Genomic DNA, 16,675 nt, shown 5'->3' with positions numbered 1-16,675 from the left:
CCGCTACCGGGCCGGCAGCTCCAGCCGGACCCGGAGGCCGCCCGCCGCCCCCGCCTCCAGCGCGAGGCGGCCGCCATGCAGCTCGACCAGCTCCCTGGCAATGGCGAGGCCGAGGCCGCTGCCCGGCGCGGCCTCGTCCAACCGCACGCCGCGGGCGAGCACCCTCTCCCGCTCCTCCTCCGGCAAGCCGGGGCCATCATCCTCGATGAGGAGGCGCACCATGGCGCCCTCGCGCGCCACCGTCAGCGCAATGCGGCTGCGGGCCCATTGGCAGGCATTCTCCATCAGGTTGCCGACCATTTCCGCCAGATCCTGCGGATCGACCGCGACGCGGGCCCGGGCATCGCCGGTGACGGCGATCGTGAGATCCCGGCCCGCCGGCAGCCGGCGCAACGCGCGGGCGATATCCTCGCCAACCGCGAGCGGCAGCGCCCCGGTCGCATGGGTATTGGACAGCGCCGCCGCCCGCGCCCGTCCCAGATGGTGCTGCACCAGCCGCTCCATCGCCTGCACCTCGGCACGCAGCACCACCAGGTCGGGCGGCGTGGCGTCCAGCGCGGCCCGCTGCACCGCAAGCGGCGTCTTCAGCGCATGGGCGAGATTGCCGAGATGGGCCCGCGCCCGTTCCACCGTCGCGCGGTTCTGCATGACCAGGGCGTCAATCTCCTCCAACAGCGGCGCGATCTCGCTGGGCGCGGCGGCGGCGGCGAGGTCCCCTTCCCGCTCGCCGGCCCGCAGCTCTGCCACCGCCTGCCGGGCCTGGCGCAGCGGCCGCAGCCCCCAGACCACCTGCAGGATCGTCCCTGCCACCAGGCCGAGCCCGAGCAGGCCGAAGCCGAGGCCGATCAGCCAGCGCAGGCGCCGCAGTTCGGCATCCACCCCGCCGCGCGCCAGGGCGACCTGGACCAGCAGCGGCGCCCCGCCATCCGGCGGCACCACCGCCCGCTCCCCGAGCCGCAAGGCCTCGCCACGCGGCCCGGCGACGTCGCGCAGCCGCGGGCCGGGACCAGCCTCGGCATCGAAGCCGGGCAGCCGCGCATCCCAGAGCGAGCGGGAGGAGGCGCGGGCGCCGCCCGCGGTCGCCATCTGCCAGTAGGTGCCGGAAAAGGGTTGCTCCAGATCGGGCTCGGAGAGCGGGCGTTCCAGTCGCGGGCGCCCATCCGAGCCGGTGGCGGCCGCACCCGCCACGCGGTCGAGCAGGCCGACCACACGGGTATCGAGGCCGCGCAGCAACTGGTCGCTGGCGATGCCAAGGACGAGCCAGCCGGCGACAAGGAGCCCGAACGCGACCCAGAGCGCCGAAAGCAGCGCCAGCCGCCAGGTGAGCGAGCGGAACACGACAGCCTCAACCGGCCGCCAGCCGGTAGCCCTGACCGCGCAGCGTCTCGATCAGCGCCGGATCAAGCTTCCGCCTCAGCCGCCCGACCACCACCTCCAGCGTGTTGGAATCGCGGTCGAAATCCTGGGCATAGAGATGCTCGGTGAGTTCGGCCTTGGAGACGACGCGGCCGGGCCGATGCGCCAGATAGGCGAGCAGGCGGAATTCCAGCGCGGTCAGCCGCACCGGCATGCCGCGCCAGGCGACGCTGCCGGCCGCTGTGTCGAGCCGGAGGTCGCCCAGCGCAATCACCGGCTGGGCCAGGCCCTGCGCCCGCCGCACCAGGGCGCGCAGCCGGGCCAGCAGCTCCGCCATGGCGAAGGGCTTGGCGAGGTAGTCGTCCGCGCCGGCATCGAGTCCGGCCACCTTCTCCGTCCAGCTGTCGCGCGCGGTGAGGATCAGCACGGGCATGGCGCGGCCGGCGGCGCGCCAGCGGCGCAGCACCGAGAGCCCATCGAGCCGCGGCAGGCCGAGATCGAGCACGACCGCGTCATAGGACTCGGTCTCGCCGAGGAAATGCGCCTCCTCGCCATCCGGCGCGACATCGACGGCGAAATGCGCCACGGTCAGCGCGTCGCGCAATTGCGCCGCCAGGGCCGCGCTGTCCTCGGCGACCAGCACGCGCATCAGCGGCGCTCCTGCACGGGGCCGCGGGTGCGCAGCACCTGGCCGGTCGCGGCATCGATCTTCACGCGGTACATCCGGCCGGAGGGCGGCAGCAGCTTGAACTCATAGATCCAGCGCCCGTCATCGCGGTCGAGATCGGTGTCCACCACCTGGCCGACGAAGCGCCGCTCCAGGTCGGCGAGAAGCTGCGAGAGCGGGCGGATCTCGCCACGCTCCATCGCCGCCCGGGCCCGGTCATGATCGTCGTCATCGTCATCCGCCCGCGCGCGCGTCGCCAGGACGGGCAGCAGGAGGAGCGGGAACAGGTGGCGGCGGCGCATCCCGGCAGGCTGCGCCGGCGAGGCTGAACCGCAGCTGAACCGTCCGCTCAGGCCCGGTTCAGGCAGGGGGTGCGACTCTCCGGTCATCAGGGACGGCCCGGCCCGTCCGAAGGAGGCCCACATGACGACCATCCTCGATCCCGAACTGCTGATCTTCGGCCTGTTCCTCCTCGCCTGCGGCGCGGCCCCCGCCATCATGGCGCTGCGGGCGGAGCGCCGCCTCATGCCGCCAGCGCCCGCAGCCGCGCCGCCAGCACATCCTGCGCGGCGGACACATCCGCCGCATGACGCAGCGCCAGAAGGCGCGAGGCTTGTCGTAATTCCCGACGGAAGGCTCCGCTCCTTCGGCACTCGCGCATCAGCGTGAGCAGCGCCGGCAGATCGGCGCAGGCATGGCCGGGATGCTCGGCCGGCAGGCCGGCGAAGGCATCGACGGTGCCGAGCACGGGGTTGCCGAAGGCCAGCGCCTCCACCGTCTTCACCTTCAGCCCGGTCCCGCCCGCCAGCGGATTCAGCACGCAATCCACCGCCGCATAGAACCCCGCCACGTCCCGCAGCTCCGGCATCAGCCGCGGCCGGGAGGCAAGCCGCAGGTCCGCCCGCCGCAGGATGCGCCCGGCGAGCAGCCAGGGCAGGTCCGGCGCGGCTGCCAGCGCCGCGTCCAGCGCCCGCACCGCGGCCAGATTCCAGGGATTGGCGCTGCCGAAATAGCCGAAGGCCGTCCCCGCCGGCGGCCCCGCCGGCCGGTCGAGGAAGCGCAGCGGCGGCATATGCGAAAGCAGCATCACCTCCCGCGCCCCGCGCCTGGCCAGCGCCGCCGCCTCCTCGGCCTGAATGCCGAGGACGAGATCGGCGCGCGCCAGCCCGCGCCCCTCCTTGGCGATGGTGGTGAAGAACCAGGAGGGATCGAGCCCCTGGTCCCGCGCCACCGCATCCCGCCCGCCGAACAGGTCATGGGTGTCGAGGATGCGGAAGGCATCCCCCGCCCCCTCCAGCGCGCGGGAGAGCCAGACATAGTTCACCAGCACCGCATCGTAGCGACGGGTGCGTTGCAGGGCGGCAAGGCGTTCGACCAGGGATTCGGGGCACCAGTCGTCGATCCCCCAGACGCCGGGTAGGCTCGGCTCGCCGATCGCGGAGCCCGGTTCGGTATGCAGCGCGTGCCAGAAGCGGGCCATGGCGGCCTCGGCGCTGGGTGCCGCGCCCTCGGTGGCGAAATGGAGGAATTCGCAGCGGATGCCGCGCGCCATCAGCGCCGCGCCCAGCGCCGCGATGCGGGCCGCATTGCCCTGGTCGGCGGGGTGAGAAGCGATAGGCGAGACGACCAGCAGGCGCGGCACCCGGCTCATCCGCCAACCTCGATCGAGGCCAGCCGCAGCCCGGCCGGAGCGTTGCCGGGCCAGGCGAGGCCGAGGACCGCGGCCTGGCCCGAACCGGATGCCGTGCGCGCCGCCAGCCAGCCCCCGGCCTCGGCAGTGGTCGGCTGCCTCAGCCCGTCGAGGAGGAGCGCGACCGGGCCGGGCTCCGCGCCCGCGAAACGCAGCCGCAGCCGCGTGCCGGCCGGCAGCGCGCCGAGCAGCAGCCGCGCCCGCGCCTGGCCGCCCAGCACCGCCGGCTCCGGCAGGTCCTGCGGCAGCCCGACGGGATCGGGGCGCCCCACCGGCAGCGGCGCCCCGATCGGGGCGAGCAGGCCGAGGCTGGCGAGGCGGGGCGTGAGCGCCCGGCCGCCCGCCTCCCAGCCCGGCCCGGCCAGGGAATGAGCGGAGGCGCGCAATCGCTCAAACAGCGCCGGCAGGCGGGCGGCCGGCAGCAGCAACTCGAAGCTCTCCGGCGCCGTCCGGACGCCGAGGATCAGCTTGATCCGTGCGATCTCTTCCGGCAGCGGGCCTGCCCTGCCGCGCAGCAGCACCAGCGCACCCGGCTCACCCTCAGCGCCCCAGACCAGCCGCTCCGCTGCCTCCCAGGCCGGATCAGCCGCCGCATCGGCGATGGGGTCGAGGCCGAGCAGCGGCTCGCCGCGCTGGCGGAAGCCCGCCAGCAGCGCCCGCTCCCCCGGCTCCAGCGCCGCAGGGTCGGCAATCCCGGCCCGCACCGATGGCAGCCAGGGCAGCAGGTCGCCGGCCGGCAGGCTCCAATCCCGCAGCGTGAGGCCCGGCAGCGCCTCGGCCAGCAGCGCGGCAAGCAGCGGCAGGGCGCTCATCCGGGCAGGCTGATATCGAGCAGCAGCCCATCGGGCCGCCAGGACACCGCGCGCAGCAGGGCCTCGGGCGGCAGCAGGGCGGCAGGCAGGCCTTCCGGGGCCAGGCTCAGCGTCACCAGGGAAGCGGGCTCGGCCTCGATCAGCAGGCGGCAAGGTCCGGCGCGGCCGCTCAGCGCCACAGCGATGCCGGCGCGGTCCGGGCGCAGCCGCAGCAGAACGGGCTCGGGCGGTGGCGCCGGCGGGCGGTCGCGCGCGGCCTCGATCACTTCGGCATAGCGGGCAGCGATGACGGACAGCGCCATCTCCGCCTCGGCATGACGTCGCCCGGCGGCACCGAGTGCCGCCCGCCGCTCCGGCGCGGCCCGCAGCGCCGCCAGCGCTTCGGCCAGCGCTACGGCGCCGCCGGCCAGCGGCAGGTGCAGCACCGCCTCGCGCGGCAGCTCGGCATAGGCGGCGGTGTCGGAGACGAGGCAGGGGGTCCCGGCGGCGAGGCCGCGGGCCAGGATGCCGGAACTCTCGCCGAGCGAGGGGAAGCGCAGATTGACCAGCGCATCCGCCGCCGCGATGTGGTCGGCCAACGCCGCCTCCTCGAGATGTCCGGTCACCTGCGCCCGGCCGGCAAGGCGCGGCGCGAGCGCCGGCGGCACCCCGCCGGCATGGATCCAGCGCATCCCCGGCAGCCCCTCCAGCGCCGCCAGCACCCAGTCCAGCCGCTTGGCGGCGGCGGCGAAGCCGGCGGTGACGACCAGGAACTCGCCCTCCCCGATCCCGAGCCGCGCCCGCGCCGCCGCCCGGTCCGGCAACGGGCCGGGCGGGAGCAGATGCGGGATGACCGCGACATGGGCCGCGGCCGCTGCGCCATGGGTCAGGGCCAGCCGCCGGGCGGCGAAGCGCGAATGCACCACCACCGCGGTGGAGCGCACCAGCACCTCCCCAGCCAGGTCGAAGAGCAGGTGGTTGGCGCGGGTGGAGAACCCCTCCTCCCGCAAATGGCGAGCATAGGTGGCGGCCAGGCGCGGCGCCGCATGGCGCATGCCGGCGAGGATTGTCTCCCGCGCCTCGCCGGTGGATTCGTGCAGGTGCAGCAGGCCGGGATCGTGCAGCACCACGACACCCGGCAGGCGTCGCAGCAGGCGCAGCACGAAGCCATGATCCGGGTTGTTGCCGAGCTGGTGCAGCACCCGCCCGCCGAGCGGCAGCCGATGCGCCAGCGCTGGATCGACCACCCTCACGCCCGGCGGCGCCTCGGCCAGCCAATCTTCGCAGGCCGCGAAGCAATCATACTCCGCCGACAGCGCGCCGAGCAGCGCCGCCGCGTAATCGGCGATGCCATTGCGCGCCGGCGGCAGCGGGCCGGCCATCAGCAGGGGCGGTCGGGGCGACTCCATCCCCACAATCTCCCGCAGCGCCCGCCCGGCGCCAAGCGTCAGCCGGCCAAGGCGGCGCGGAGGCCGGCGGCGAGCGCCCTGAGTCCGGCCGCCGCTTCGGCCGAGCCGGCGCGGCCGAACAGCACGATCTCCGAGGCGGGCAGCGGCGGCAGGCCGAGCGCCGGGCCGTGATCCGGCGCCCCGCCGGCGGCGATCCGCCCCATCGGCGCGATGCCGAGCCCGGCCAGGGCGCCGGCCAGCAACGCGGCGCAGCTGCCGCCGATGAAGACCTCCTCCCAGGCCCGGCCGGCCCGTTCCAGCGCCCGCACCGCCACCCCACGCACGCCGCAGGCGGGGCCGAGCGTCGCCAGCGGCACCGGATCGCCGGGCGCGAGTGCCCGCGCCTCGCCGCAGCGCCAGCCGAGCGGGTCATGGCCCAGCACCTCGCCCTCCGTCCCGCCGGTCTCGCGGCGGATCACCGCGGCGTCGAATTCCCCGGCATCGAAGCGGGCGCGGATCTCCGTGGAGAGGCCGGTGCGCAGTTCGATCGCGGAGCCCGGCGGCAGGGCCGCGCGCAGCCGGCGGAACACCGTTTCCAGTCCCAGGCCGAGCGCATGGTCGCTGGCGCCGAGGGCGAAGCGGGGCGCCGGCGCCCCGTCGAGGCGGAGCGCCGCGTCATGCGCAGCCAGCAGCGCCCGCGCCCGGTCGAGAAAGGCGGTGCCGGCTGCGGTCGGGCGCAGGAAGCGCGGCGTGCGCTCCAGCAGGCGGCGGCCGAGCCGCGCCTCCAGCGCCTTCAGCCGCTGGCTCACCACCGGCTGCACCGTGCCGGCTGCCTCTGCGGCTCGGGTCAGGCTGCCGAATTCCACCGCGAGGACGAAGAGGCGGACGGAGTCGAGGTCGAGCATCATAAGAAACCGCTATGGTAAACAGCTTAAAGCATAGCGTTTCGCCAGGGAGGCGCCAGGGGCAGATTGGGCGGCGCCAACCCCTTCAGGGAGACCTGCCATGCCCATGATCACCCTCCGCTACGTCACCCCCGAGCCGCGGCCCGGCCTGCGGGCAGAACTCGCCGCCCTGGCCGCGCGGCTCGCCGCCGAGCATCTCGGCAAGGATCCCGGCGTGACCGCCGTGCTGGTCGAGCCGGCTGATCCCGATGCCTGGTTCATCGCCGGGCAGCAGCCGGCCGAGGCGGGGCTCGGCGCCGTCTGGCTCGACATCAAGGTCACCGCCGGCACCAATACCAAGGCGGAGACCACCCGCTTCGTCCACGCCGGCTTCGCCGCGCTGCGCGCCCTGCTCGGGCCGCTGCATGAGGAGAGCTACATCCTGGTCCATGCGGTGGATGGCGATGCCTATGGCTATGGCGGCCGCACCCAGAATGGCCGCTGGGCGGCGGCGCAGCCGGGCTGAGCCCCGGCCTTGCCCGGCGCCGCGCCGCCATGCTAGCGCCGGGGCCGCAATGGACGCCTCGCCCCCCCTGCTGGTCGTCGGCCCCGTCCCCGGCGGGCTGCGGCTGCGGGCGCTGCGGCCGGTCCCGCCCGGCCCGCTGCTGGCCTGGTGCCGGGGCATCGAAGTCGGGCGGCTCGACCTCCCCGCCGAGGTCGAGGCCGGCGCTCCCATCGACCTGCCGATCCGCCGCCTGCCTTGCGTGCCGCTGCCGGCCGAATTGCGCATTGCGGCCCGATCGGAAGGGCCGGAGCTGGCCGCGCCCTGGCGGATCGAGACCCCCGCCATGGCCACTGGCCTGCTCGGCCCCGCCACCCCCAGCCTCGAGGATCTGCGGCTGGAGCATGGGCTGCTGCGCGGCACCGGGATCGAGCGGGCGAACGGCCTGCTGCAGCCCGCGCTCCATGCCACGATCAATCGCGATACCTTGCGGGCGGTGCAGGTGGAGACGCCGGTGCCGCTCGCCGAGGGCGGCTGCGCCTTCCGCTTCGCCCTGCCGCTGGAACCCGCCGACCTCACCGGACAAGGCCTGTCCGTGACCCTGCATGCCGCCGGCAATCCGGCGGTGCTGGCCCGCTTCGCCTGGGGGCCCGCCCTGCCCGATGCGGCGCGGCTGGCGGAGCTGGAGATGCGGCTGCAGCGGCTGGAACAGGCAGGCGATGCCGCGCTCCTCGCCGGCCAGGCGGTGCTCGACCGGCAGCTCCGGCGGCAGCAGGAGAGGATCGATGCCTTCATCGAGGCCGCGGCCAGCCTGCTGCTCGACCGGCTGGCCGGGGATGAGCCGCCCGCCGCGGCGCTGCGCCGGCTGGTCGCCGCGACTGCGCCGGCCGAGGAGGAAGTGGAGGCGGCGGTCGAGGGCGACCATGTCACCCTCACCCCGCGCGACGCGGCCTTCGATCTCGGCTGGCACGGGCCGGAGGAGGATGCCGGCGGCGGCTTCCGCTGGATGACGATGGAGGGGCTGCTGCGCAACCCGGCGCCGCTCCGCCCCGTCGCCGCGGTGACGCTGGAGGTAGTGCATCTCTACGGCGCCCCAGCCCCGGCGCTGGAGGCACGCTTCGATGCCGCCCCTTGCCTCATCGCGCTGGAGCGCCGCGGCCCGCATCATTTCGCTGTCCGGATCACCCCGCCGGGCGGCCCCGCGCCCTGCCGGATGCTGCGGCTGCGGGCGCTGGCCGGCGGCTGCCCGGCCGAGGATGGCGTCAGCGGCGACGACCGCGCGCTCTCGGTCGCCATCGCCTCGGCCGGCTTCGACTACGAAGGCTGACCGCCCTGCGTTGACCGACCGTCCGTTTGGCCCGAACCTCCACGGCTTCAGAGGCTTGGGGAAGGAGACGGGGCATGCCGCCGGATGGCGAGTTGCCGGACCAGGGGGCGCTGCCGGCCGAGACCCCGACCGTCACCGCTGCGCATCGGCCGGAACCAGGCGTGCCGCGCCATCTGCGGCGCTTCCTCTCCCTGGATGACTTCGAGCGGGCGGCGCGGCGCCACCTGCCGCGCATGCTCTACGGCTTCGTCTCCGGCGCCGCCGAGACCGACAGCTCGCTCCGGGACAACCGGGAGGCCTTCGCCGAACTCGGATTCGTCACCCGCGTGCTGGTGGATGTCGCGGCGCGGCAGACCGGGGCCAGCCTGTTCGGCCGGGACTATGCGGCGCCCTTCGGCATCGCGCCCATGGGCGCCTCGGCGCTCTCGGCCTATCGCGGCGACGTCGCCTTTGCCCGGGCCGCGGCGGCGATGGACATTCCGATGATCCTCAGCGCCTCCTCGCTCATCCCGCTCGAGGATGTCCGGGCGGCGGGGCCGAATTCCTGGTACCAGGCCTATCTCCCCGGCGAGCCGGCGCGGATCGAGGCGCTGGTGGACCGCGTGCTGGCTGTCGGCTTCGACACCTTCGTCCTCACCGCCGATGTCCCCGTTTCGGCGAACCGGGAGAACAATGTCCGCAACGGCTACAGCCTGCCGCTGCGCCCCAATCTGCGCCTGGCCTGGGAGGGGATCAGCCATCCGCGCTGGCTCTTCGGCACCGCGCTGCGGACACTGCTGAACCATGGCATGCCGCATTTCGAGAACATGGACGCGACGCGCGGGCCGCCGGTGCTCTCCTCCAACCTCATCCGCGCCATCGGTCGCCGCGATGGCCTGTCTTGGGAGCATCTGGCGCTGATCCGGGCACGCTGGCCGGGCAACCTGCTGGTGAAGGGCATCCTCTCGCCCGAGGATGCCCGCATCGCCCGCGATTGCGGCGCCGATGGCGTCATCGTCTCCAATCATGGCGGGAGGCAGCTCGACGGTGCGCTGTCGCCGCTGCGGCTGCTGCCGGAGATCGCCGCGGTGGCCGATGGGATGACCGTCATCCTCGATGGTGGCATCCGGCGCGGGACCGACGTGCTGAAGGCGCTGGCGCTGGGGGCGCATTTCGTCTTCATCGGCCGGCCCTTCCTCTATGCCGCGGCGGTCGGGGGCGAGGCCGGGATCCGGCATGCCGCGACCCTGCTGCAGGAGGAGATCCACCGCGACATGGCGATGCTCGGCATCACCGATCTCGGGCAGCTCTCGCCCGACTTCCTGCGGCGGGTGCGTTAGGGGCTTGGCGGGGACCGGCGGCCTCGGCACGGCGCTCGCCGCCACCACCGCCGCGCAGTCGATGGCCACGCTGGCAGTCTTCACCCTGCCGGTCCTGGCGCCGATGGCGGCGCGCGATTTGGGTGCGGAGCCGCACTGGCTCGGCTGGCAGGTGGCCTGCACCTATGCCGCGGCCAGCGCTGCCTCCATGTTCTCGGGCGGCGTGCTGCGGCGCCTGGGGCCGGCGCGCTGCACCCAGCTCGCGCTCGCCAATGGCGCGCTGGCCTGCCTGCTGATCGTCACCGCGGGGCTGGCCGGGGCGGTGCTCGGCTCCTTCCTGACCGGCATCGGCTATGGGCTGACCAACCCTTCCGCCTCCCAGGTGCTCGCCCGGCTGACGCCGCCCGAGCGGCGCAACCGGGTCTTCGCCGTGAAGCAGACGGGGGTGCCGATCGGCGGGGCGCTGGCCGGAGCTCTGCTGCCGGGCCTCGCCACCGGGATCGGCTGGCGCGCCGCGGTGCTGGCGGTCGGGCTGGTGCTGGCCCTGGCGGCGGCCTGCATCGGCGTCTTCCGCCGGCATTGGGATGCCGAACGGGAGCCGGATTTCCCGATCGCCGCCGGCGCGGGCGGCGGGCTCATCGCACTCCGCACCCGGCCGGGGCTCGGCGCGCTGGCGGCGATCTCCGGCCTCTTCTCCGGCTTCCAGCTCGCGCTCGGCGCCTACATCGTCACCATGCTGGTCGAGGAAGGCGGCTGGGCGCCGGTCGCGGCGGGCTTCGTCAGTTCGGTCAGCCAGGCGGTCGGGATCGGGGCGCGCATCGCCTGGGGCGTGGTCGCCGATTGGTGGCGGTCCGGCATGAAGACCCTGGCGGCGATCGGCGTCTGCACCTGTCTCGGCGGCGCGCTACTGCCGGCGGCGCTGGCCGGGCCGGCGGCCCTGCTGGTGGTGCTGCTCTGCCTGCTCGGCACCTGCGCCGCCGGCTGGAACGGGCTGCTGCTGGCCGAGGCGGCGCGGCTGGCCGCCCCCGGCAAGGCGGGCGATGCGGCGGGTGGGGTGCTCGCCGTCGCCTTCTTCGGGGTGGTGGTCGGGCCCTCGCTCTTCGGCCTCGCCGTGGCCCTGACCCACTCCTATGCCCTCGCCTTCGGCCTGCTCTCGATCTTCCCCGGAATCGGGGCGCTGATCGCCTGGCGCAGTGCGGTCAGGGCGAGGCCGCCGGCGCCGCGGCGATAGTCCCGGATGCGGCGAGGGCGGTGATCTCCTCGGCCGCGAATCCGGCCTCGGCCAGCACCTCGCCATTATGCTCGCCCATGCGGGGCGGCTGGCGGAGCAGGCCGGCGCGCTCCCGACCCTCACCGAATTCGACCGGTAGCGCCGGCAGGCCGAACATCGCGCCGCCGCCGAGGGCCGAGATGGCGGTCTGCAGCAACCCGCCGCCGGCCAGCAGATGCGGGTCCTCGAACAGGTCGGCGGGCCTGCCGACCGGCGCCCAGGAGATGCCGGCCGCCTCGCAGCGCCGCGCCACCTCCGCCTGGTCATAGCGGCGGAAGACCTCCTGCAAGGCGGGGATCAGCCAGCTCCGCTCCTTGGCGCGCTGGGCATTGGTGGCGAGCCGGGCATCGGCCGCCATCTCCGCCAGACCGAAGGCCTCGGTGAAGCGGGCCCATTGCTGGTCGCTGGTGACGCCGACGAAAAGCTGCCCCTCGCCCGCCGTCTCGAAGGCATCGTAGATACCCCAGGCGCCGCGCCGGGCCGGCATGGGCGGCGGCGGCTCTCCGGTGGCGGCGAGGCCGGCCATATGGCTCCCCATCAGGAAAACCGCGCTTTCGAACAGGGCGCTGCTGATCCGCTGCCCCTCGCCGGTCCGGTCGCGTTCGCGCAGCGCGGCCAGCGCCGCGGTCACGCCGAAGACGGCGCCGAGGATATCGATGATGGAGGCGCCGGCGCGCAGCGGCCGCCCCGGCGGGCCGGTCATATAGGCGAGGCCGGATTGGAACTGCACCACCTCGTCCAGTGCCGGCCGATGCTCATAGGGCCCGGCGAGGAAGCCCTTAAGGGCAAGATAGACCAGCCGCGGATTGACCGCCCGCAGATCCTCCCAGCCGCAGCCGAGGCGTTCCATCGTGCCCGGCCCGTAATTCTCCAGCACCAGGTCGGCCCGCGCGACCAGGCGATGCGCCGCCGCCCGCCCAGCCGGCTGCTTCAGGTCGAGGGCGACGCTGCGCTTGTTGCGGTTGAAGGTGGCGAAGAAGCCGGCGGCGAAGCCCGGCAGGCGGCGGGTATGGTCGCCGGCAGGCGCGGGCTCCACCTTCACCACATCGGCGCCGAGATCGGCCAGCACGAGGCCGGCGCAGGGCCCCATAATGGTGTGGGAGAATTCGAGGACACGGAGGCCAGCGAGAGGCTTCACGCTCATGCCGCAAGCTTCCGGCGGAAGGCGGTGAGGCTGCCCGCACGGATCAGCTCGCTCGGCAGCTGGTGGCCGACGATGCGCTCGGCCAGCCGCCCCACCTCGATCAGCGCATCGAGGTCGATGCCTGTCTCGATGCCCATCTCCTCGCAGAGCAGGGCCAGCTCCTCGGTGCAGATATTGCCGGCCGCGCCCTTCTGCCCGGCGAAGGGGCAGCCACCGAGCCCACCCACGGTGCTGTCGAACTTGGCAACGCCGAGGCGGAGCCCGGCATGGGCATTGGCAACCGCGAGGCCGCGCGTGTCGTGCAGATGCAGACCGATGCGGAGATCGGGCCAGCGTTCCCGCACCGCGCCGACGCCGCGCTCGATCCGGATCGGCGTCGCCCAGCCCATGGTGTCGGCCAGCGAGACATCGGTGATGGACACACCCTGTTCGGCGGCCACCGCCAGCCCGTCCGCCACCGTCTGCACGACCTGACCCGGAGAGATGTCGCCCTGGTAGTTGCAGCCGAAGGCCGCCATGACGCCGACGCGCGTCACCGGCACGCCCTCCGCCAGGTGCAACGCCGTCTGCTTGCGCATCGCCTCCAGGTTCTCGGCATGGCCCCGGTTCAGGTTCTTGCGCGAGAAGGCATCCGAGGCCGAGAGCGAGATGGAGCCGGTGATGGTCAGTCGGTCGCGGAAGGCCAGCGCCCGGCGCAGCCCGCTCTCGTTGAACCAGAGGGCGACGTAATCGAGCCCGGGTTTCGGCCGGAAGCCGCCCGCCACCGCCTCGGCATCCGCCCAGCCGGGGACCAGGCGCGGATTGACGAAGGAGCAGATCTGGATGTGCCGCAGGCCGGTATCGGAGAGCGCCTCGATCAGCGCGACCTTCTCGGCGGTCGGGATCGGCCCCGGCTCGATCTGGAAGCCCTCGCGGGGGCCTTCTTCGTGGATGTCCACATGCTGCGGCAGGTCGGCCATGACGACGGTATCCCTCTTCCAGGCCGGAGATTGACTCCGGCCGCGTGGGCGCGCCAGCACCCTTGCCCTGGCGCCAGCCGGTCGGCACATAGCGGAGGAGCCGGAGGAACCGCATGAGCGCCGCAGCCGAAACCAGGCCCGCCCCCACCCGGGACGAGGGCAGCCTGCCCAGCCTGACCATCGAGGGCAGCCGCGCCACGCTGCGGCTCAACCGGCCGGAGGTGATGAACCGCATCCAGCCCGAGGACATCGCCGAAATTCTGCGCCTGCTGGCCGGGATCGAGGCCGATCCCGCGGTGCGGGTGCTGGTGATCGCCTCCACCGGCCGCGCCTTCTCGGCCGGCGCCCATCTCGGCGCCATGGCGGATCAGGCCGAGGGGCGCCGCGCCACGGGCGACCAGGCCCAGGGCTTCGAGGATTTTGTCGACCGGGTGGAGATGCTGCGCATTCCGACCATCGCCCGGCTGCATGGCGGGGTCTATGGCGGCAGCACCGACCTCGCGCTCGCCTGCGATTTCCGGGTCGGCACGCCGGCGGTGCGGATGTTCATGCCCGCGGCGCGGATCGGCCTGCATTATTACGAGAGCGGGTTGCGCCGTTATGTCTCTCGCCTCGGCTTCAACAATGCCAAGCGGCTTTTCATGCTGGCCGAGGAGCAGGCGGCCGAGGAGTTGCTGCGGATCGGCTACCTCACCGACCTCGTCGCGCCCGAGGCGCTGGATGCGCGGATCGACGCCATCGCCAACCGGCTCGGGGAGCTGGCGCCGCTCGCGGTGCAAGGGGTGAAGCGCTCGATCAACGAGATCGGCCACCAGGCGCTGGATGTGGCGGCGCTGCAGGTGCGGATCGCGGAGGCCAAGGGGAGCGAGGATCTCCGCGAGGGCCTGCGCGCCTTCAAGGACAAGCGGAAGCCGGTCTTCCAGGGACGTTGACGATGGATGAGTTCGACTGCGTCGTGGTCGGCGCCGGGGTGGTGGGACTGGCGGCGGCGCGGGCCCTGGCGCTTTCGGGGCGCGAGGTGCTGGTGCTGGATGCGGCGGAGGGTATCGGCACCGAGACCTCCTCGCGCAATTCCGAGGTGATCCATGCCGGCATCTACTACCCAGCCGGCAGCCTGATGGCGCGCTGCTGCGTAGCCGGCAAGCAGATGCTCTATGCCTATTGCGCCGAGCGCGGCATCCCGCATGCCAATTGCGGGAAGCTGATCGTCGCCACGGATGAGGCGGAGGCGGAGAAGCTCGCCTCCATCCAGGCCCGCGCCGCGGCGAATGGCGTGCCGGACCTGCGGCGGCTGGAACGCGCCGAGGCGGTGGCGCTGGAACCGGCGCTGCATTGCACCGCAGCGCTGCTCTCGCCCTCGACCGGCATCGTCGACAGCCATGCCTTCATGCTCTCGCTCCAGGGTGATGCGGAGAATGCCGGGGCGGTCTTCGTCTTCCACGCCCCTGTCCTCGGCGGGCGGGTGACGGAGGATGGGATCGAGATCGAGGTGGGCGGCGCCGAGCCGATGGCGCTGCGCTGCCGCACGCTGGTGAATTCGGCCGGGCTGCATGCGCCGAAGCTGGCGCGCTCGATCGCCGGGATGCCGAGCCAGCTCATCCCCACCGCCTATTACGCCAAGGGCAATTATTTCACCCTCACGGGCAAGAACCCCTTCTCCCGCCTGATCTACCCGGTGCCGGTGCCGGGAGGCCTCGGGACCCATCTCACCATCGATCTCGGCGGGCAGGCGCGATTCGGCCCGGATGTCGAATGGGTGGACCGGATCGAATACGAGGTCGATCCGCGCCGCGGAGAGAGCTTCTACGCCGCCATCCGCCGCTACTGGCCCGAGCTGAAGGATGGCGCCCTGGCGCCCGGCTATTCCGGCATCCGCCCGAAGATCGTCCCGCCCGGCGCGCCAGGGCAGGATTTCACCATCCAGGGGCCGCGCGCCCATGGGGTGCCAGGGCTGCTCAACCTCTTCGGCATCGAGAGTCCGGGCCTCACCGCCTCGCTCGCCCTGGCCGAACTAACGGTTGAATCGCTCGGCGAATTCTAAACGAGAAAGTTCACGTTCCTGTAAGCTTCGCCGTTTAAGGCCCTGTTCTCTCTACTGTCATCCCAGCGTGATGGATCGCACGGCATCCTTCCCGCATTGGGCCGCCGGATTGAGGAAGGAGCCTGTTGTGTCTGTGGTGTCTGCTATCGTCGCGCCCGAATGGGTCACCTATCTGACCGATGCGGCGGAGCCTGTCCCGGGCCATGCGGGTCCCCGCGTCGGCGACCCGGTGGAGCTGCGGCCCCGCCGCGGCGGGCTGGAGATCGAGGCATGGTCCGCCGCCGGCACGCGGCTTGGCCGCCTGCCCCCGGCCGAGCGCGTCGCCTTCGAGGAATGGACGCTCGGCAGCGCCCTGCCGCTGCGCGGCCGGATTGCCGCCGTCGTCCCCCGGCCGCACCAGAATGGCGCCGGCCGGATCCATATCCGGGTCAGCGCCCCCGGCAACTAGGGCGCGAGGAGCCGCTTCCGCTTTCTGGTGCGATGCCACAATCCGGCCGCAAGCGCGTCGCAATCCCGCACGACCTGCCCCTCCATACTCCTTGCTGCTCGGGAAGGTTCTGATCCCCAGACCCCCCCGGGCAGGATCGCCGGCGCCACCCTCCACAGGGCGCCGGTACCCAGGAGAGGCAGATGTCGTCCATTCTTGGCGTTGAGGCTTACCAGGGTCTGACGCATTCCCAGTCCGCCATCGGCTCCATCGCCCTGCCGGCGACCCGCCCGGCCGCTGCCCCCCTGCAGCCGGTCCTCAAGCGGGCCTTCGACATCGCGGGCGCCAGTGCGCTGCTGCTGCTGGGTCTGCCGGTCTTCCTCATCCTCGCGGTGCTGGTGCGGGCCGATGGCGGCCCGGCCTTCTTCGCCCATGAGCGGGTCGGGCGCGGCGGGCGCCGCTTCGGCTGCCTGAAGTTCCGCTCCATGGTGGTGGATAGCGCTGCCCGGCTGGAGGCGCTGCTGGCCAGCGACCCGGCGGCCCGTGCGGAGTGGGAGGCGACGCGGAAGCTCCGCCACGACCCGCGCATCACCTGGATCGGCCGCGTCCTGCGCGCCACCAGCCTTGACGAGCTGCCGCAGCTGCTGAACGTGCTCCGCGGTGAGATGAGCCTAGTCGGCCCTCGCCCGGTGGTCGCGGCCGAGCTGCAGGCCCATTACGGCGCCGCGGCCGAGCACTACCTCTCGGTCCGCCCCGGCATCACCGGCCTCTGGCAGGTCAGCGGCCGGTCGGATACCAGCTATGCCCAGCGCGTCGCGCTCGATGTGCGCTACGCCACTAACCCTTCCTTCATCGAGGATCTGCGCATCCTGCTGCGCACGCCGGTGGCCGTCCTCCAGCGCCGCGGCGCCTACTGAGGCATTGACCTGGG

Annotated in this window: 17 protein-coding genes; 8 read left to right on the top strand and 9 right to left on the bottom strand. The window is 73.3% G+C overall.

Annotation, left to right across the window (positions count from 1 at the left end):
* Positions 1-3 precede the first annotated feature (3 nt).
* From JMJ55_RS31930 to JMJ55_RS16060, 7 genes are all read right to left on the bottom strand, one after another.
* Positions 4-1,338 (bottom strand): sensor histidine kinase, encoded by a 1,335-nt coding sequence (locus JMJ55_RS31930; RefSeq protein WP_202826599.1) that lies wholly within the window; start codon positions 1,336-1,338, stop codon positions 4-6.
* A 7-nt stretch (positions 1,339-1,345) separates the two neighbouring features.
* Positions 1,346-2,005, bottom strand: a complete 660-nt coding sequence (locus JMJ55_RS16085) for a response regulator transcription factor (protein ID WP_202826598.1) — start codon at positions 2,003-2,005, stop codon at positions 1,346-1,348.
* Positions 2,005-2,325 (bottom strand): PepSY domain-containing protein, encoded by a 321-nt coding sequence (locus JMJ55_RS16080; RefSeq protein ID WP_202826597.1) that lies wholly within the window; start codon positions 2,323-2,325, stop codon positions 2,005-2,007. Before JMJ55_RS16080 ends, JMJ55_RS16085 begins: the two co-directional genes overlap by 1 nt.
* A 221-nt stretch (positions 2,326-2,546) precedes the next feature.
* Entirely contained in the window at positions 2,547-3,674 is a 1,128-nt protein-coding gene (locus tag JMJ55_RS16075; RefSeq protein ID WP_202826596.1) for a glycosyltransferase, read from the bottom strand.
* On the bottom strand, positions 3,671-4,525 hold the full coding sequence (locus JMJ55_RS16070) for a hypothetical protein (protein WP_202826595.1): 855 nt from the start codon (positions 4,523-4,525) through the stop codon (positions 3,671-3,673). The genes JMJ55_RS16075 and JMJ55_RS16070 overlap by 4 nt, the downstream gene beginning before the upstream one ends.
* A complete protein-coding gene (locus tag JMJ55_RS16065) occupies positions 4,522-5,913 on the bottom strand; it encodes a glycosyltransferase family protein (protein WP_202826594.1) in 1,392 nt (463 codons plus the stop codon). The genes JMJ55_RS16070 and JMJ55_RS16065 overlap by 4 nt, the downstream gene beginning before the upstream one ends.
* Before the next feature lie 38 nt (positions 5,914-5,951).
* Positions 5,952-6,800 carry a LysR family transcriptional regulator gene (locus JMJ55_RS16060; RefSeq protein ID WP_202826593.1) on the bottom strand — a complete coding sequence of 283 codons (849 nt, stop codon included), beginning with the start codon at positions 6,798-6,800 and terminating at the stop codon, positions 5,952-5,954.
* Between the two features lie 97 nt (positions 6,801-6,897).
* Here JMJ55_RS16060 and JMJ55_RS16055 point away from each other — a divergent pair, with 97 nt between their 5' ends.
* From JMJ55_RS16055 to JMJ55_RS16040, 4 genes are all read left to right on the top strand, one after another.
* Positions 6,898-7,302 carry a tautomerase family protein gene (locus JMJ55_RS16055; protein ID WP_202826592.1) on the top strand — a complete coding sequence of 135 codons (405 nt, stop codon included), beginning with the start codon at positions 6,898-6,900 and terminating at the stop codon, positions 7,300-7,302.
* A 49-nt stretch (positions 7,303-7,351) separates the two neighbouring features.
* On the top strand, positions 7,352-8,605 hold the full coding sequence (locus JMJ55_RS16050) for a hypothetical protein (protein WP_202826591.1): 1,254 nt from the start codon (positions 7,352-7,354) through the stop codon (positions 8,603-8,605).
* A 74-nt stretch (positions 8,606-8,679) separates the two neighbouring features.
* Positions 8,680-9,924, top strand: a complete 1,245-nt coding sequence (locus tag JMJ55_RS16045; protein ID WP_202826590.1) for an alpha-hydroxy acid oxidase — start codon at positions 8,680-8,682, stop codon at positions 9,922-9,924.
* Positions 9,925-9,928: 4 nt separating this feature from the next.
* Complete coding sequence (locus JMJ55_RS16040) at positions 9,929-11,134, top strand: MFS transporter (protein WP_202826589.1); 1,206 nt, start codon at positions 9,929-9,931, stop codon at positions 11,132-11,134.
* On the opposite strand, the gene JMJ55_RS16035 is transcribed toward JMJ55_RS16040, so the two are convergent.
* Together JMJ55_RS16035 and JMJ55_RS16030 are read right to left on the bottom strand one after the other, a co-directional pair.
* Positions 11,103-12,317 carry a CaiB/BaiF CoA transferase family protein gene (locus JMJ55_RS16035; RefSeq protein WP_202826588.1) on the bottom strand — a complete coding sequence of 405 codons (1,215 nt, stop codon included), beginning with the start codon at positions 12,315-12,317 and terminating at the stop codon, positions 11,103-11,105. The two genes, JMJ55_RS16040 and JMJ55_RS16035, sit on opposite strands and share 32 nt — an antisense overlap.
* Positions 12,314-13,276, bottom strand: a complete 963-nt coding sequence (locus JMJ55_RS16030; RefSeq protein ID WP_202826587.1) for a hydroxymethylglutaryl-CoA lyase — start codon at positions 13,274-13,276, stop codon at positions 12,314-12,316. Before JMJ55_RS16030 ends, JMJ55_RS16035 begins: the two co-directional genes overlap by 4 nt.
* Positions 13,277-13,389: 113 nt before the next feature.
* Between JMJ55_RS16030 and JMJ55_RS16025 the strand changes: the two genes are divergently transcribed.
* The 4 genes from JMJ55_RS16025 to JMJ55_RS16010 all read left to right on the top strand — a co-directional run bounded on the left by JMJ55_RS16025 (position 13,390) and on the right by JMJ55_RS16010 (position 16,661).
* The gene (locus tag JMJ55_RS16025) at positions 13,390-14,208 is read left to right on the top strand and encodes an enoyl-CoA hydratase/isomerase family protein (protein ID WP_202826586.1); all 819 of its coding nucleotides are present in this window, start codon (positions 13,390-13,392) and stop codon (positions 14,206-14,208) included.
* 2 nt (positions 14,209-14,210) lie between these two features.
* The gene (locus JMJ55_RS16020; protein ID WP_202826585.1) at positions 14,211-15,317 is read left to right on the top strand and encodes an NAD(P)/FAD-dependent oxidoreductase; all 1,107 of its coding nucleotides are present in this window, start codon (positions 14,211-14,213) and stop codon (positions 15,315-15,317) included.
* 136 nt (positions 15,318-15,453) lie between these two features.
* Positions 15,454-15,765 (top strand): hypothetical protein, encoded by a 312-nt coding sequence (locus tag JMJ55_RS16015; protein WP_202826584.1) that lies wholly within the window; start codon positions 15,454-15,456, stop codon positions 15,763-15,765.
* Between the two features lie 182 nt (positions 15,766-15,947).
* Positions 15,948-16,661, top strand: a complete 714-nt coding sequence (locus JMJ55_RS16010) for a sugar transferase (protein ID WP_202826583.1) — start codon at positions 15,948-15,950, stop codon at positions 16,659-16,661.
* The last annotated feature ends 14 nt before the right edge of the window (positions 16,662-16,675 follow it).

Source organism: Belnapia mucosa (genome assembly GCF_016775475.1).
In the GTDB taxonomy this organism is placed as follows: domain Bacteria; phylum Pseudomonadota; class Alphaproteobacteria; order Acetobacterales; family Acetobacteraceae; genus Belnapia; species Belnapia mucosa.
The sequence above is the reverse complement of the archived record's forward strand: the minus strand, read 5'-3'. Positions and strand labels throughout refer to the sequence as shown.

Bases quoted from the DNA above. Each gene is read 5' to 3' on its own strand.
- JMJ55_RS16060 (WP_202826593.1), bottom strand. From the start codon at position 6,800: ATGATGCTCGACCTCGACTCCGTCCGCCTCTTCGTCCTCGCGGTGGAA.
- JMJ55_RS16030 (WP_202826587.1), bottom strand. From the start codon at position 13,276: ATGGCCGACCTGCCGCAGCATGTGGACATCCACGAAGAAGGCCCCCGC.
- JMJ55_RS16055 (WP_202826592.1), top strand. From the start codon at position 6,898: ATGCCCATGATCACCCTCCGCTACGTCACCCCCGAGCCGCGGCCCGGC.
- JMJ55_RS16075 (WP_202826596.1), bottom strand. From the start codon at position 3,674: ATGAGCCGGGTGCCGCGCCTGCTGGTCGTCTCGCCTATCGCTTCTCAC.
- JMJ55_RS16070 (WP_202826595.1), bottom strand. From the start codon at position 4,525: ATGAGCGCCCTGCCGCTGCTTGCCGCGCTGCTGGCCGAGGCGCTGCCG.
- JMJ55_RS16065 (WP_202826594.1), bottom strand. From the start codon at position 5,913: ATGGAGTCGCCCCGACCGCCCCTGCTGATGGCCGGCCCGCTGCCGCCG.
- JMJ55_RS16025 (WP_202826586.1), top strand. From the start codon at position 13,390: ATGAGCGCCGCAGCCGAAACCAGGCCCGCCCCCACCCGGGACGAGGGC.
- JMJ55_RS16045 (WP_202826590.1), top strand. From the start codon at position 8,680: ATGCCGCCGGATGGCGAGTTGCCGGACCAGGGGGCGCTGCCGGCCGAG.
- JMJ55_RS16020 (WP_202826585.1), top strand. From the start codon at position 14,211: ATGGATGAGTTCGACTGCGTCGTGGTCGGCGCCGGGGTGGTGGGACTG.
- JMJ55_RS16085 (WP_202826598.1), bottom strand. From the start codon at position 2,005: ATGCGCGTGCTGGTCGCCGAGGACAGCGCGGCCCTGGCGGCGCAATTG.
- JMJ55_RS16080 (WP_202826597.1), bottom strand. From the start codon at position 2,325: ATGCGCCGCCGCCACCTGTTCCCGCTCCTCCTGCTGCCCGTCCTGGCG.
- JMJ55_RS16010 (WP_202826583.1), top strand. From the start codon at position 15,948: ATGTCGTCCATTCTTGGCGTTGAGGCTTACCAGGGTCTGACGCATTCC.
- JMJ55_RS16035 (WP_202826588.1), bottom strand. From the start codon at position 12,317: ATGAGCGTGAAGCCTCTCGCTGGCCTCCGTGTCCTCGAATTCTCCCAC.
- JMJ55_RS16050 (WP_202826591.1), top strand. From the start codon at position 7,352: ATGGACGCCTCGCCCCCCCTGCTGGTCGTCGGCCCCGTCCCCGGCGGG.